The sequence below is a fragment of the Bacteroides sp. OF03-11BH genome (assembly GCF_003604005.1).
Taxonomy (GTDB): domain Bacteria; phylum Bacteroidota; class Bacteroidia; order Bacteroidales; family Bacteroidaceae; genus Bacteroides; species Bacteroides ovatus.
Genome location: NZ_QTMW01000004.1, coordinates 57,152 through 71,571 on the forward strand (window position 1 = coordinate 57,152; position 14,420 = coordinate 71,571).

At 48.4% G+C, this 14,420-nt stretch carries 14 protein-coding genes and 2 pseudogenes; 13 read left to right on the forward strand and 3 right to left on the reverse strand.

The window, feature by feature from the left end:
• Positions 1-9 precede the first annotated feature (9 nt).
• The 11 genes and pseudogenes from DXA54_RS04080 (at position 10) to DXA54_RS28155 (ending at position 10,073) form a co-directional block, all read left to right on the forward strand.
• Positions 10-546 (forward strand): methylglyoxal synthase, encoded by a 537-nt coding sequence (locus DXA54_RS04080; protein WP_008775197.1) that lies wholly within the window; start codon positions 10-12, stop codon positions 544-546.
• Between the two features lie 234 nt (positions 547-780).
• Entirely contained in the window at positions 781-3,186 is a 2,406-nt protein-coding gene (locus DXA54_RS04085; protein WP_004312905.1) for an ATP-binding protein, read from the forward strand.
• Positions 3,164-4,450, forward strand: a complete 1,287-nt coding sequence (locus DXA54_RS04090) for a sigma-54-dependent transcriptional regulator (protein WP_004308106.1) — start codon at positions 3,164-3,166, stop codon at positions 4,448-4,450. Before DXA54_RS04085 ends, DXA54_RS04090 begins: the two co-directional genes overlap by 23 nt.
• Positions 4,451-4,664: 214 nt before the next feature.
• A complete protein-coding gene (locus tag DXA54_RS04095) occupies positions 4,665-5,282 on the forward strand; it encodes an RteC domain-containing protein (protein WP_004308105.1) in 618 nt (205 codons plus the stop codon).
• A gap of 242 nt (positions 5,283-5,524) precedes the next feature.
• Positions 5,525-5,869 (forward strand): conjugal transfer protein MobA, encoded by a 345-nt coding sequence (gene mobA / locus DXA54_RS04100; protein ID WP_224202605.1) that lies wholly within the window; start codon positions 5,525-5,527, stop codon positions 5,867-5,869.
• 89 nt (positions 5,870-5,958) lie between these two features.
• On the forward strand, positions 5,959-6,645 hold the full coding sequence (locus DXA54_RS28140; RefSeq protein ID WP_004308102.1) for a relaxase/mobilization nuclease domain-containing protein: 687 nt from the start codon (positions 5,959-5,961) through the stop codon (positions 6,643-6,645).
• Complete coding sequence (locus DXA54_RS28145) at positions 6,642-6,815, forward strand: hypothetical protein (protein WP_162864683.1); 174 nt, start codon at positions 6,642-6,644, stop codon at positions 6,813-6,815. Before DXA54_RS28140 ends, DXA54_RS28145 begins: the two co-directional genes overlap by 4 nt.
• Positions 6,784-7,083, forward strand: coding sequence for a hypothetical protein (locus DXA54_RS28150; protein WP_004308101.1), 300 nt, complete (start codon positions 6,784-6,786; stop codon positions 7,081-7,083). The genes DXA54_RS28145 and DXA54_RS28150 overlap by 32 nt, the downstream gene beginning before the upstream one ends.
• Before the next feature lie 33 nt (positions 7,084-7,116).
• A pseudogene (gene mobC / locus DXA54_RS04115) lies at positions 7,117-9,129 on the forward strand (conjugal transfer protein MobC).
• A gap of 38 nt (positions 9,130-9,167) precedes the next feature.
• Positions 9,168-9,911 (forward strand): annotated as a pseudogene (locus DXA54_RS04125) (DNA adenine methylase).
• Positions 9,912-10,073 (forward strand): hypothetical protein, encoded by a 162-nt coding sequence (locus DXA54_RS28155; RefSeq protein WP_004308096.1) that lies wholly within the window; start codon positions 9,912-9,914, stop codon positions 10,071-10,073.
• Positions 10,074-10,199: 126 nt separating this feature from the next.
• Here the strand turns inward: DXA54_RS28155 and DXA54_RS04130 are convergent, their stop codons facing one another.
• Genes DXA54_RS04130 through DXA54_RS04135 form a run of 3 tightly spaced genes read right to left on the reverse strand, consistent with a single transcriptional unit; the run spans position 10,200 to position 11,619 of the window.
• Positions 10,200-10,946 (reverse strand): toprim domain-containing protein, encoded by a 747-nt coding sequence (locus DXA54_RS04130; RefSeq protein ID WP_004318633.1) that lies wholly within the window; start codon positions 10,944-10,946, stop codon positions 10,200-10,202.
• 45 nt (positions 10,947-10,991) lie between these two features.
• Positions 10,992-11,150 carry a hypothetical protein gene (locus DXA54_RS28160; RefSeq protein WP_004311895.1) on the reverse strand — a complete coding sequence of 53 codons (159 nt, stop codon included), beginning with the start codon at positions 11,148-11,150 and terminating at the stop codon, positions 10,992-10,994.
• Positions 11,151-11,166: 16 nt separating this feature from the next.
• A complete protein-coding gene (locus tag DXA54_RS04135; RefSeq protein WP_008771124.1) occupies positions 11,167-11,619 on the reverse strand; it encodes a M23 family metallopeptidase in 453 nt (150 codons plus the stop codon).
• 230 nt (positions 11,620-11,849) lie between these two features.
• On the opposite strand from DXA54_RS04135, the gene DXA54_RS04145 reads away from it, so the two are divergent.
• Together DXA54_RS04145 and DXA54_RS04150 are read left to right on the forward strand one after the other, a co-directional pair.
• Positions 11,850-12,989 (forward strand): DUF4099 domain-containing protein, encoded by a 1,140-nt coding sequence (locus DXA54_RS04145; protein WP_004318630.1) that lies wholly within the window; start codon positions 11,850-11,852, stop codon positions 12,987-12,989.
• Between the two features lie 5 nt (positions 12,990-12,994).
• Complete coding sequence (locus DXA54_RS04150; RefSeq protein WP_004311892.1) at positions 12,995-14,419, forward strand: DUF6047 family protein; 1,425 nt, start codon at positions 12,995-12,997, stop codon at positions 14,417-14,419.
• The last annotated feature ends 1 nt before the right edge of the window (position 14,420 follow it).

The window sequence follows — 14,420 nt, forward strand, 5'->3', positions numbered from 1 at the left end:
ATTATTATGATGAAAACAATTGTTCGTAAAATCGGTCTGGTTGCACACGATGCAATGAAAAAGGACATGATAGAATGGGTTCTTTGGAACTCGGAACGTCTGATAGGGCATAAGTTCTATTGTACGGGAACCACCGGTACACTCATTAAAAAAGCGCTCGAAGAGAAACATCCTGAAACAGAATGGGATATCACGATTCTGAAATCCGGTCCTTTAGGTGGTGACCAGCAAATGGGCTCACGTATTGTGGAAGGAGAGATTGATTATTTGTTCTTTTTCACGGATCCGATGACATTGCAGCCACATGACACGGATGTAAAGGCACTGACCCGGCTGGCGGGAGTTGAAAATATAGTTTTCTGTTGTAACCGTTCGACAGCGGACCATATTATTTCCAGTCCTTTGTTTCTTGACCCGACCTACAAACGGATTCATCCAGACTATACCAATTATACACAACGCTTTGAAAACAAAGAAATTGTATCGGAAGCAGTAGAACGGGTGAAGAAACGGATGAGCCGAAATGAAAACAATATGATCGAATGAGAATGTAATGTCCAATAAAGGGGATGTGATATGTTTCAGTCATAAAAAGCAGGTTCCTATCCTTTCTGTGAGTATAAAAAAAGATTAAAAGATCAACTGTGTGATAGCAAACTTGCGAGGTATCCTCAAATGGTTTGAAACAGTAATAAACTTTTATCATAAGTTTCTATTATTCCCTTTTATATGAGCGAACACGCCTTTTTGTAGGATTCCAATATAAGAATGAAGACTTCCATGTGGTTGAAACTTAAAATCCTTTTAGGATATGTCATACTGCTTCTCCTGCTCGTCCTGACCATTCATATCTTCCGCAAGGAACAGACGAGGCGGAACAGCCTGCGACAGGATGAGCATGAACTGGCCTGTATCCGGCATCTGGCCGGAGAAACATACGCGGGCTTGCTGGGACTGGCCACTTACGGTGAAACAGCCAGCGTCTGGGATGAAAGCGACCTTGGACTCTACCACACAAAAAAAGACAGTGTCTGTAACATGTTGCAGACACTGAAAAGGTATGTGAAGTCTCCCGAACAACAGTCGCGCATAGATTCGTTATGCCTGCTGCTGGAAAGAAAGGAACTGTTGTTAGACACGGTCATGGACACGTTCGGGCGTCTGCGCAAGACCGGCGAGATCGTGAACAGCAAGATTCCGGCAATCGTGTCCCATATCCAGCAGGCGGATGTCCTTCCTGCCGAGAAAAAGAAGGAGGAGGAAACTCCGAAGAAGGGTTTCTGGTCATTCATCAGGCCCGGGAGGAAAAAATCGGCCTATCTGCAGCAGAAGGAACAGCTGGAACGCCAGCGACAGTCCATTGGTAAACATCAGGGTACCACATCTGTCACGAGCATGCTGCACTCCCTTGACAGGGAGGTGACCGACATGCAGAAAGCCGAACGGGAAAGGCTGCTGGAACAGATGGACCTCCTGTACAGTAACAACACGGACCTGAACCACAGGCTACACCGGATTGTCAGGGACTTTGAGGCGGATGCTGGAATACGGCTTGATGAGCGTTACAGGCAATTCATTTCCACACGCGACCGCTCGTTCCATACGGTCTCTCTGCTGGCTGTCCTCATCTCGTTGCTGACCGTCCTCCTGTATCTTATCATCCACCGGGATCTGAACAGGATAAACCAGTATCAGCGTCAGCTGGAAGCCTCCAATCGTGAGAACACGGAGCTCCTACAATCCAGAAAACGCATGATGCTCACCATCGCTCATGACCTTCGTGCGCCACTGGCTACTATCAAAGGATGCGCCGAACTGCTCCCCGGGGAAGAAAAGAAGAGCCGCAAGGACGAGTATGCGGAAAATATACTCCATTCTTCCGATTACATGATCGGGCTGGTCAATACGCTGATCGGATTCTACCTGCTGGATACCGGCAGGAACAAACCCATCCTTTCGATTTTCCGGCTGGAGACCCTTTTCAGCGAAACAGCCCGGAACTACGGTTCGCTGGCCAAAAAGAAAAAGCTGCGGCTGACAACCGCCTTTTCCGGTCTGGATGTGGTAGTAAGCGGTGACCGTTCCCAGCTCCAGCAAATCCTGAACAATCTGCTTTCCAACGCCATTAAATTCACCCGGCAAGGTGAAATCCGCCTGCAAGCGGAATACCGGAATAAAGAATTGCATTTCTCGGTACAGGACACCGGTACCGGGATGACGGAGGAAGAAACAACCCGGATATTCACAGCTTTTGAACGGTTGGACAATGCCCGTAATGTTCCCGGTTTCGGATTGGGGCTGGCCATTGCAAGCAGGCTGGTCTCCGGGATGCAGGGAAGCCTTACCGTAAAAAGCAAACCGGGTGAAGGCAGCACGTTTACCGCATTCCTGCCACTCCTTGAGGCGGATGAATCCACCCAGATGGATGAGACACGCATCGCTACTGATTATCATCTGGATGGAATCAACGTACTGGTCATTGATGACGACCGGATGCAACTGAACATTACCAAAGAGATGTTTAACCGTAACGGAGTGCGGTGCGACTGCTGCCAGACCAGCCGTGAACTGGTTACCCGGCTACGGTCACAAAGATATGACCTGCTGCTGACGGATATACAGATGCCTGAAACGGACGGCTACGGAATACTTGAACTGCTCCGGGCATCCAATATGGAGAACGCAAAGACAATCCCCGTCATAGCGGTAACGGCACGGGTGGATGATGACAACGAGTATCTGTCGGGCGGCTTTTCGGGCTGCATCCATAAACCATTCTCTATGGAAGAACTGATAAATACAGTGGCACAAGTGATAGGAGAAAAAGACAGAAAGGAGTATGCTCCCGATTTCTCACTCATCCTTTCAGGAGAGGACAACAGGGAGGAAATGCTCGCCCTGTTTATCGAAGAGAGCCGGAAAGACCTTGCCGCATTAACCGCTGCCTTAGACCGACAAGACAAGGAGGCCGCCGCCTCCATCCTGCATAAGAACCTGCCCCTATGGGAAACCGTCCGTCTGGATTTCCCCTTGTCTCATTTACGGGAACTGGTGACAGAACCTGCGACAGAGTGGACCAATAGACAATCCATGGAAATGCGGGACATCATCCGGGCAGTGGAAAAACTGATAGTATACGCTGAAAAATACGGGAGGAAAGCCTATGAAAACAATCCTGATTATTGAAGATGATATTGTGTTCAGCCGTAGCATCAGCAACTGGCTGGTGAAAAAAGGGATGAAAACCGAATGCGTGGCAACCCTTGCGAATGCCCGTAAAGCCATCGGGCAAAAGGAGTTCGACCTAATACTGGCAGACCTGCGCCTGCCGGACGGAAATAGCACCTCGCTCCTGAAATGGATGAATGAGAAGTACTACTCTATCCCTTTTCTGATCATGACCAACTACGGACAGGTGGAGAATGCGGTGACAACCATGCAACTGGGAGCCATCAACTACCTGTGTAAGCCTGTGCAGCCAGACAATCTCCTGGCTCTGATAACGGAGATACTGGATAAAAACGATAACGAACAGGAGTTCTACCGAGGTGAAAGCCCCAAAGCCCATGAGATGTACCGTCTGATAGAGATGATTGCCTGTGCCGACATCTCCGTTCTGCTCCGTGGGGCTTCCGGCACCGGGAAGGAGCACATTGCAGCCGAGATACATGCCCGGAGCCATCGGAAGAACAAGCCGTATCTGGCTATCGACTGCGGGGCCATTTCCGATGAGCTTGCCGCCTCCGAGTTTTTCGGTCATCAGAAGGGAGCCTTTACCGGTGCGGAAAGCGACAAGGTCGGATTGTTCCGTGCCGTTAACGGAGGGACATTGTTTCTGGACGAGATAGGCAACCTTTCCTATAAGACACAGATGCTCCTGCTCAGGGCCTTGCAAGAGAAACGCTGCAAGCCGGTAGGTTCCACGAAAGAATACTCTTTTGATATCCGGCTGGTTGCCGCCACCAATGAGAATCTGGAAAAAGCCATCGGAGAAGGACGCTTCCGGGAAGACCTGTTCCACCGGCTCAATGAGTTCACTCTGCGGATTCCTACACTGGCAGAATGCCGGGAAGACATCCTTCCTCTGGCTTATTTTTTCTTGAAACTCACTTGCGCCAAGGCCCATAAATCGTTTCGTGGCTTTGACCGGCTGGCAGAGGCGGCACTGCTGGAATATCCCTGGCCGGGGAATATCCGTGAACTGAAGAATGTAATAGGTCGAGCCGTACTCATCTGCCAAGAGCAATGGATTTCCGTTTCAGACCTGAACCTTGAAATCTCCCTTCCTAAAGAAGAAGAAACGCAGTGGACGGAAGAAGAAAAAGAAAAGGCGTTGCTTCTCCAGACCCTTGAAAAGACGGGTGACAACCGTTCCAAGGCGGCCCGGTTGCTCAATGTCAGCCGGACTACCCTGTATGAGAAACTAAGGAAATACCATATCATCGACTGACCGGAGGATAACCCGAAGCAAATGAGGTTTACAAAAGTGTAAGCCGTCCTAACATTCTTGTCAAGGACGGCTTACACTTTTTATTTACACCCGTTTCTATATGAAATTTGTTTATTGTTGATTGTCAGTATTTTAAAAAGGTATAGAGCTTTAAACGATAGCAGAGGCATTTCATTTGGCTTACTCCGGTATAAACAAATCAAATGTATGCCGTATGAAACCATTTACAGAATGCCGTATATTCAATTATTTATCTCTGGCTTCAAGCCCAAAACAGACAGTTTCCGATGAAGAATTCTCTTCCTCCTATACCGAATATGAACAATACCTTTACGACCTCGCCATCGAATCGGTTTCCGTATCGGAAAGGCTGCGCCATCTGCTTCACAGCAAGGTAGAACTGATTTCCCTAAAGAAGTTATTCACCCGAACAGGACATTTCCACACGGCAGTAGCCGAATTCTATCTGGACAAATGCCTCCTGCTGGTGGAGGCGGAAATAGAGCTGGTCAATTTTGGTGTACAGTACCCCGGAACCATCACGACACCTTCCTCGTTTCTTTCATCGCTCCATTGGAAAGGTTCGCTGGTCAACCTGATGGAACTGATCTCCTCGCTGGATTACAGCGGGCTGATTACGGACGAAAGCGGCAAACGCCTCTCTTTCGCCGGTATCGTTTCCGCTTTTGAGAAACTCTTCAATGTTGCCATTCCCAAACCATATGACCTGCGTGCCGACCTTGCCCGGCGCAAAAAGAACTATTCCGTCCTGCTGCCCAAACTAAAGGAAACCTTTGAAAAGAACATCGCGGCTTGCGGAAACGGGAAGTGAACAGGGGTATTTTTACCCCCTGTCACAAATAGTCATCTCTTGTCATTTGTAGTCACTTTCCGATTTTAGGTTCGTATCAAAATTATCACTTATTTTGCTGCCGGATAAATAAAACCTGAAAAGATATGGCTAAAATCAATAGTACACGCAAACCCGGACGGGCTGACACTTCGAGCAAATGAAGAGGCGGACGGAATCCCAAAGAGGAATCAGAACTTCATTCTTATTATTACGGATTCCGTCTGGACGAACTCCAGAACATCGAGTTTGAGAGGCTCTTTGAGAATTCGGGAGCTAATAATAAATCCCAGTTCATCCTTGCCGCCCTTTTCGACAAACCGATGAAAGTCGTGAAAATAGATAAGGCGGCAACGGACTACTACATCAAGCTGACCAACCTGCAGAGCGAATACCGCCGGATCGGAGTAAACTATAACCAGGCAGTCAAAGCTCTGCATACCGGACTATCCGAAAAGAAGGCTCTTGCCATGCTCTATAAATTGGAGCAACTGACTATTGAACTAATATCTCTCAACCGGGAGATTATCCGTCTCACCCAAGAATTTGAACAATGGTTGCAAAAATAACATCAGGAGCCTCCGTTTACGGGGCATTATACTACAATCAAGAAAAAGTGGACAAGCAGCAGGCACGGCCACTGGCATGAAACCGGATCATGGAACCGGCAGACGGCCATCCGACCATCCAGCACTGCATCCGTTCCTTCGAACCGTATCTGGCGGCTAACCGCCGGACTGAGAAGCCCGTTATCCACATTTCATTAAATCCACACCCGGACGATGTGCTGACCGATGAACAGTTGACCGCTATCGGCCAGGAATACATGGAAAAAATGGGATATGGCAACCAACCCTATATCATCTACCGGCATGAGGATATCGGCAGGCCCCACATCCATATCGTCTCCCTGCGTATTGACGAGCAGGGAAAGAAAATTAAAGATTACAAAGAATGGCAACGCTCGACCGCTGTTTGCCGGGAGCTGGAGAGGAAATACCATCTGTTACCCGCCGAGAAGATGGAGCGACGGGAATCCCTGCCGCTGACTGCCGTCGATTACCGGAAGGGGGATATCAAGCATCAGATAGCCAATGTGGTCAAGCCCGTCATGCAGGGATACAAGTTCCAATCCGTCAAGGAGTTTAAAGCCCTGCTTGGCCTTTTCCATGTAACGGTGGAAGAGGCCCACAAGACGATAAAGGGAAAGACCTATCATGGACTGGTCTATGCGGCTACCGATGAAAAAGGAGAACGGACCGGCGTAGCCATCAAATCCAGCAAGATCGGTAAAAGCGTAGGCTACGAGGCACTCCAAAAGAAATTTGTGAAAAGCAAACAATGAATTGCCCGACATCCCGTACCCGTACAGACGAAGGAAGCTATCGCTACCGCCCTGCAAGGACAGCCCACCCGTCAGGGATTCCTGCAGGAACTTTCTGGAAAAGGCATTGCCGCCATACTCTGGCAGAACGATTCCGGTGTGATCTATGGCGTGACCTACATCGACCATAACTCAAAGACCGTATTCAAGGGCTCGCTTCTGGGCAAAGAATATTCGGCATCGGTTATAAACCGGAAGTACGGCACGATCCCACCGGAAAAGACTGAAGAAGCCCCTGTTATCCATCCGTCCGAACCGGAAATGAAAGAGACGGAGCTGGTGGAAGGACTGCTTGATATATTCTCTTTGGAATCCTATCCGTATCCGGCAGACGACCTGACGCAAAGCCCTTACGGGAAAAAGAAAAAGAGAAAACGCAGAGGTCCGCATCTGGGCTAATAAAATGTATCACCATTAATTATCATACCGCTTATGTCACAAGACGAAACCAGAGGGCTCAATAAGAACCTTGACTTCATGAGGGCCATCAGCATCCTATTTTTAGTGATGAATGTCTATTATTTCTGCTATCCCTATTTTCTTTCCATGAACCTGAACATCGGTGTCGTGGACAAGATACTGCTCAATTTCCAGCGGGATACCGGGCTGTTTTCCCATTCGCTGGTGAGCAAGTCCTTCAGTCTGCTCTTCCTTTTCTTCTCCTGCATGGGAGCGAAAGGACGGAAGGACGTGGAGATGTCATGAAGGAGTATCGGCTGTTACCTTATAGCCGGGATGCTGCTCTTTTTTGGTAGCGAGCTCTTACTGACGGCACGCTTCCCCGTCGCGCTTCTAACCTTATTATATGTAGCTACCGTAGCTGCCGGATATATCAGCCTGCTTACCGCCGGAACCTGGATCAGCCGCCTGTTGAAGAACCAACTCATGGATGACGTCTTTAACGACGAGAACGAGAGCTTCATGCAGGAGCGCAGGTTGATTGCCAATGAATACTCGGTAAACCTGCCCACCCGTTTCCGTTACCAACGAAAGACCTATTCAGGCTGGATAAACGTGATTAATCCCTTCCGCGCCTCATTGATATTAGGCACGCCGGGATCAGGAAAGAGTTATGCCATCATCAATAACTATATCCGCCAGCAGATAGAGAAAGGATTCGCCGCCTATATCTATGATTTTAAGTATCCGGATTTAAGCATAATTGCTTATAACCAGCTGCTTAAAAACAAGGATAAGTATGCCAAGCCGGTCGGATTTTATGTGATTAATTTCGATGATCCCAGATACAGCCACCGGTGCAATCCCCTCAATCCTTCGTTTCTATCCGATATCGCGGATGCATACGAATCAGCGTATGTAATCATGTTAAATTTGAACAAGAGTTGGATTCAAAAGCAGGGAGATTTCTTTGTAGAAAGCCCGATTGTGCTATTTGCGGCGGTGATCTGGTATCTTAAAATCTATGAAAACGGGAAATTCTGCACCTTCCCACATGCCATAGAGCTATTGAATAAACCGTATTCCGACCTGTTCACCATACTGACCTCTTACCGGGAGCTGGAGAATTACCTGTCACCTTTTATGGATGCATGGAAAGGTGGTGCGATGGAGCAGCTCCAAGGGCAGATAGCTTCCGCCAAAATTCCGCTATCAAGGCTGATCTCACCTGCCTTATATTGGATTATGACCGGAGATGACTTCACGCTGGATATCAATAATCCGGAGGAACCCAAAGTTTTGTGCGTCGGCAATAACCCTGACAGACAGAATATTTACTCATGTGCGTTAGGATTGTATAATGCCCGTATCGTTAAAATGGTCAACCGAAAAGGCAGGCTCAAATGCTCTATTCTAGTGGATGAGGTTCCCACACTTTACTTTAAAGGACTTGACACCCTGATCGCTACCGCCCGTAGCAACAAAGTGGCAGTATGTCTGGGAGCACAGGATTTCAGCCAGTTAATACGTGACTACGGTGATAAGGAGGCGCGGGTGATCCAGAACACAATTGGAAATATCTTTTCCGGGCAAGTGGTCGGAGAAACAGCGAAAAACCTTTCTGAAAGGTTTGGGAAAGTGCTCCAACAGCGCAAATCCATTAATATGACCCGTGAAGACACCTCAACCAATATCAGTACCCAGCTCGACTCGCTGATACCTGCCTCCAAAATCTCCAACCTCTCGCAAGGAGAGTTTGTCGGCAGTGTCTGCGACAACTTCGGGGAGAAGATAGAACAGAAGATATTCCATTGCGAGATCGTGGTGGACAATGAACGGGTAGCCGCCGAAACAAAAGCCTACAAGCCTATCCCCGTCATAACCGACTTTACCGGTGCGGATGGTAAGGACCACATGCAAGAGGAAATCGAAAGGAACTACTATCAAATCAAGGAAGACGTGACGCAAATCATCGAAAAAGAGCTGCTTCGCATCCAAAATGATCCCAACTTGAAACACCTGCTGGAAACGGCAGACGATGAATAATCCCTATTTAATTTATTAATCATTTAAATGTTGTAAACATGGAAAAAAAGAAAAGTTCTCCGGCCAACCTGCCGGGAAAACCCTGCTTCCCCTGGGTGGGAGGTAAAAGAAGACTGCTTCCCGTACTTATCGAATCCCTTCCGAAAGACTTCGGACAGATGGATACCTATGTAGAACCGTTTGTCGGTGGCGGCGCCCTCTTCTTCTGAATAAGACAAGCCTATCCGGAAATCCGTTGCGTCATCAACGACTCCAACGAGGCTCTGATCAATGTCTACCGCGTCATCAAGGAATCCCCGGAGCAGCTTATTAAAGTGCTTGCCCGGATACAGGACGAATACATCGCGCTGGAGGAACATACCCGAAGAAGGGTCTACTTCATGGAGAAACGTACCTACTACAATGAAGGAAACCCGAATAACATCACCCGTGCCGCCCTGTTTATCTTCTTCATGCGTACCTGTTATAACGGCATCTACTCCGTGAACCATAGCGGAAAGCTGTCCGTCACTTTTGGTGCCGGGGGACGGGTAAAACTGTTGGAAGAGGAACTGATCCGCTTTAACCACAAGCTGCTGCAAGATGTTGTGATTCTGGACGGTGACTACCGGCAGACCGCAGAATACACCGGAGCCAACTCCCTATTTTATTTTGACCCGCCTTATAAGCCGGTCAATGAGGGTAACTCCTGCACCTCCTACATGCCACAGGACTTCGGAGATGAAGAGCAGATCAACCTGGCAAATTTCTGCAAGGGAATAGGTGAAACCGGTGCCAAATGAATGCTTTCCAACTCCGATCCCCGGCAAAAGAACCCTGAGAACACCTTCTTCGACGACCTCTATGCCGGTTTCCATATCCAGCGAATCAGCATCTTCCGTTCCATCTGTTCCATAGCCGAGAAAAGAGAAGCGGTCAATGAATTGCTGATCAGAAATTATTAAGAATAAATATCCGGTGGTAGCCGGGTAGCAATAAAAAGAGAGCCAAATTCCCTCCAGCAGGGATTTGACTCTCTTTTTTATTGCCTGCCTTTCATGCATCAGACAAGGACCAGTATTTTATAATTTTCAACCGGACTGTTTCTTTGCAGGCTTTTCAATCAGCTTCGGGGCTGTTTCGTGCTGATGATCCGTCTTGTTCTCCTGCGCCATCTTCCTGCCCAACAGGTAATCGTTCAAATCGTTATACTCCCGGTAGCAGTCGGACTTGTCCCTGACCGGGCATCCGGCTTGCGCCATCTGCTGAAAAGCCTGCCTTCCGGCGGAATCGTTATCCAGTAGGCAGAGGGCACTCTTATACTCTTTCAAGACAGGGATAGCCTTGCCTACATTGCTGACCGAATTTAAAACGATATAGTCCGGACCGTTTCCTTTAGGCTGTCCGTTACCGGGATGCGTAGCCTTGAGCGTGAGGTATGAGAGATAATCCATAAAGCCTTCAACCACTATGCAACGGTCGCTGCCATTTTTGATATGGGTAATCTCTTTGGGCGATATGCTGCCTTTTAGGTATTTGTTACGGATCTCGTACCCGCCGCTCCGGTTGGCAAAGCCTACGGCAAAATACCATTTTCCCTTGTTCTGAAAATGCACTTCCTTGCATGCTTCCCTTGCGATTTCAGGCAAGATGCCTCTTTCTTTGAGATATCCCAGCAAGACCGGGTTCGTCAGCGGATCAATGCGTACCTGCCGGTAGCCGGTAGCCTGCGGTTCCGCCTGCCGGGGAGAGGCTGCTACCGGACGGAAAGCAGCCGGAAAATGTCCCTCTATCGTTTTAAGCGCATAAGAGATATCCTTCGTCTTTTGAAGCTCCATCGCCAGGGTGATGATGTCCCCTCCCTGTCCGATGCCGAAATCGTATCATAGGTTGCGGGATGCGCTCACCTTGAAAGAAGGTGTCTTCTCCTCACGGAAAGGGGAACAATACCAGATACTGTCCCCTTGTTGTTTTACCGGGTTGAACCCCATACGCCGGAGATAATCCTCCAACTGAATGCTCTTGGCTTCTTCAATGTTCATTGTGTAACGGATTAAATTAATGACTCTTTTTAGAACGGGAATCCTTTAGTATCACCCACTGCAACGGATTCTGCGGCTTCCCGTTTTTTCTCAGTTCAAAATGCAGATGGTTGCCGGTCGCTATGCCGGTATGACCGACATTGCCGATATGCCGACCTATGCGTACATCGCTCCCTTTCCTCACATGCAATTTGCTCAAGTGTGCATACAACGTGGAAAAGCCGCCCGCGTGCCGGATTTCGATGTACCAGCCGTAACTGCTGCTATACCTGGCTTCAACGACTTTCCCGCTTCCTGAAGCATAGACCGGCGTGCCATAGGGTGCGGCAAGATCCACTCCGGCATGGAGTATCCTTTTCTTTTTCACCGGATGCATCCTTATACCGAAACCGGAAGAAACGGCATACCTCCTCCGACTTTCATTCAATGGATACAGAATAGGATAATCGGCCAGTACGGTAACCGGCAACCGGCTGTCTCATATGAAAGACTTTCACTGCCGGGCAGAGTGGATACGGTAGATGACAGCACTGAGTCCGGCTTTATATCCCTTTGACGGGGACTGTGCAAAAGCCGGACATGACAATAAGTGACAGAACATGACAATTAATGACAACTTCCTCATAATCAAACTATTTAATGACAAAGATAGTAATTTTACCCTCGTAAATGATTCATTAATCTTTAAAATTAACGTATATGAACGATGTGAATTTAGCTCCTGAAAACAAGGAAGCAACCCCGGAACACGGGTATTTGATGGCGTATGACAAGAAAGAGCAGAAAGCCAAAGGTGTAAAAGGAATCGCAGCGAACGGAGAGCTGGAAACGCTCGAAGCTAACGAGGCGAACAGGGACCAGTTTATCAAAGTGGACCAACGTGGAAACTTCTTCACCAACTTCGGGAAGAATTTTCTCTACCAGTACAATAATCCCGGTCGTTACTCCCTCTACAACATGCCGAAGGAAACGCTCGTAGAGCAGGCCAAAGAAAAGATCGAAGCGGCGCAGGAACCACAGAACGAAGCAGTCAGAAGGGAACTGGCTTCGACCAGGGTGTATAATAACCATCGCTTCAACGAGCGGGAAGTGAATTGGGAACAGGCCGCCAAATACGGCATTACCCCGGACGGACTGAAGAACGCAAAGGACAGCCTCGAAAGAATGTTGCAGGGAAAGACTTCCGCTATCGCTTTCCGTGTGGCAAAAAATTCCGAGCTGGGGCGTGAAAACGGGGATGCCAAACTCTCCCTGTTCCGCGACGAGAACGGAGCTGTCAAGTTCGACATCCACTACATCCGTCAGGCTCCCAAGATCGGGGAAGACTACAGGGGACATGTCCTGACGGAAGAAGACCTCAAGGCCCTGAACCAGACCGGCAATCTCGGCAAGGCGGTGGATGTAGTCATTGACTACCGTACCAAAGAAACCAAATCCTGCTACCTTTCCAAAGACCCGGTGACCAATGAATTGTTCCATATGCCCGTAGAGCAGGCACGCATTCCGCGTAAGGTGAAAGATTATACGCTTTCTCCGAAAGAATACGATGCTGCCGTGCGCGGTGAGGAAGTACCGATCCGTTTCAAGTCTGATAATGGAAAATTTTATGCCACCTCCATCCAGATGAGTGCCGCCGAGCGAGGGGTGGAATTCCTCTGGGAAAGAAGCACCAAGAAGTTGGAAGAGGCACAGAAACAAGGTCAGGAACAAGACGGAAGCCAGCAGCAGCCCCATGCACCGGTACAAGTAGCCGGAAAACCCCGGAAAAAAGAGGAAGCCTCACAGCAAGCGGAAAAGAAACCGCGTACCCGTAAACCGTCCATCACACCTAAAATGTAAGAAAAATGGCAACCTATATTTCTGATGATCCCAAACTATTGGACGAGCTTTTCAGGAAAGACGGTGAAGGCCAGCTCCTTGTCGGTTATGAAACCGGCAAGGAGAAACCCCATGCAGAATCCTCCTATATGCTTTATCCTGCCAATCCCGACAGGCAAGACCCTGTCTATACGTTTATGGCCTTGTTCAGCCAACAATCGATAAAAGCCAAATACTCCGCCTTCGTACCGAATACCCGTCTGGAAATCTATTCATTCCCGAAGATGACGGATGTACCGGCTATCTCCGGAGATATTTCCAAAAAGGAATATATCAATCAGGTATTACTACCCTATATCCGGGAAAAGGGACTGGCTCCTCTAATAAGTACCAATCTGAGAAATGTCCTGTTTGCGCAGTCACGCAGCGATATCCTCATGATATCGGGAGAACTTCCGAAACTGACCACACAGCAGTTGGACGAGCTGGTCCATTTTCATCAGAAGCAGGATGAGCTGGCTGCCAGGTATGATTATAATCCGGTTTACAAATTACCGCTGCATGCTGTGGAAACGTCCAAAGGAATCTTGTTTTTCAGTGATACCAAAATGGGACGGGAGGGATTGAAGAGCTTTTACCAACAGTTATCCGGCAATTATTTCTGGGTTCATGGCGAACCCGGTCCTGTCAGGCAATACAACGTCAACTGCCTGTCCGACGATATCTGTCCTTTGGTGGATGCCTGCTACCGGAAGAATCCCCAAAGCGGAAAAGGGGAATATGATTTTGATAATGCTGTATTCTCAAAAGAGGCTTTCCGTGACAGGAAACAGTGGAAACTGGCGTTTGAAACGGACATGGAGCCGAGCGCTTCTGAATTTCTCCGCCTGAATGAATTTGCCGGATGTCCTGCGAGCCGTAACAATGCGGATATCAGCAAACTGTTGTATCTGATGGAGAACGGATTCAAGCGGGATATAATAAATGATCCCGATTTCGGATACCGGAATGTCTTTCAGGAGTATGTCACCCGGATAGACGACTGTATCAACGGACAGTCCTCGGGGCCAGATTTGTCAGATGTGCTGGATGACATGCGTTGGAAAGCGAAGAATATCCTTCTGACGGATTTCGATGTCCGTGGACACCGTACATTGGAAAGGACACTGAATGACAGGAGCGTCCCGTTTCTCATCAATGGAACCGATGCCGGCGAAGCCATGAGGCAAGCCTTGCTGGAAGGAAAGTGGATCTACTGTCCCCAAATATCCAAGTCAATGCCAGATTTACATTTCCTCCATGCCGAAAAGACATGCAACCGGGTAATGGCATATACCAAATCTCCCGTAAACAAGACCGTGTATCAGGAGAAAAACGGCAAAATCATTCCATATGTACCGGCTTTGAAAAAGGTATCGAAAACGAAAAGGAACAATTCCCTCAAAATGTAAT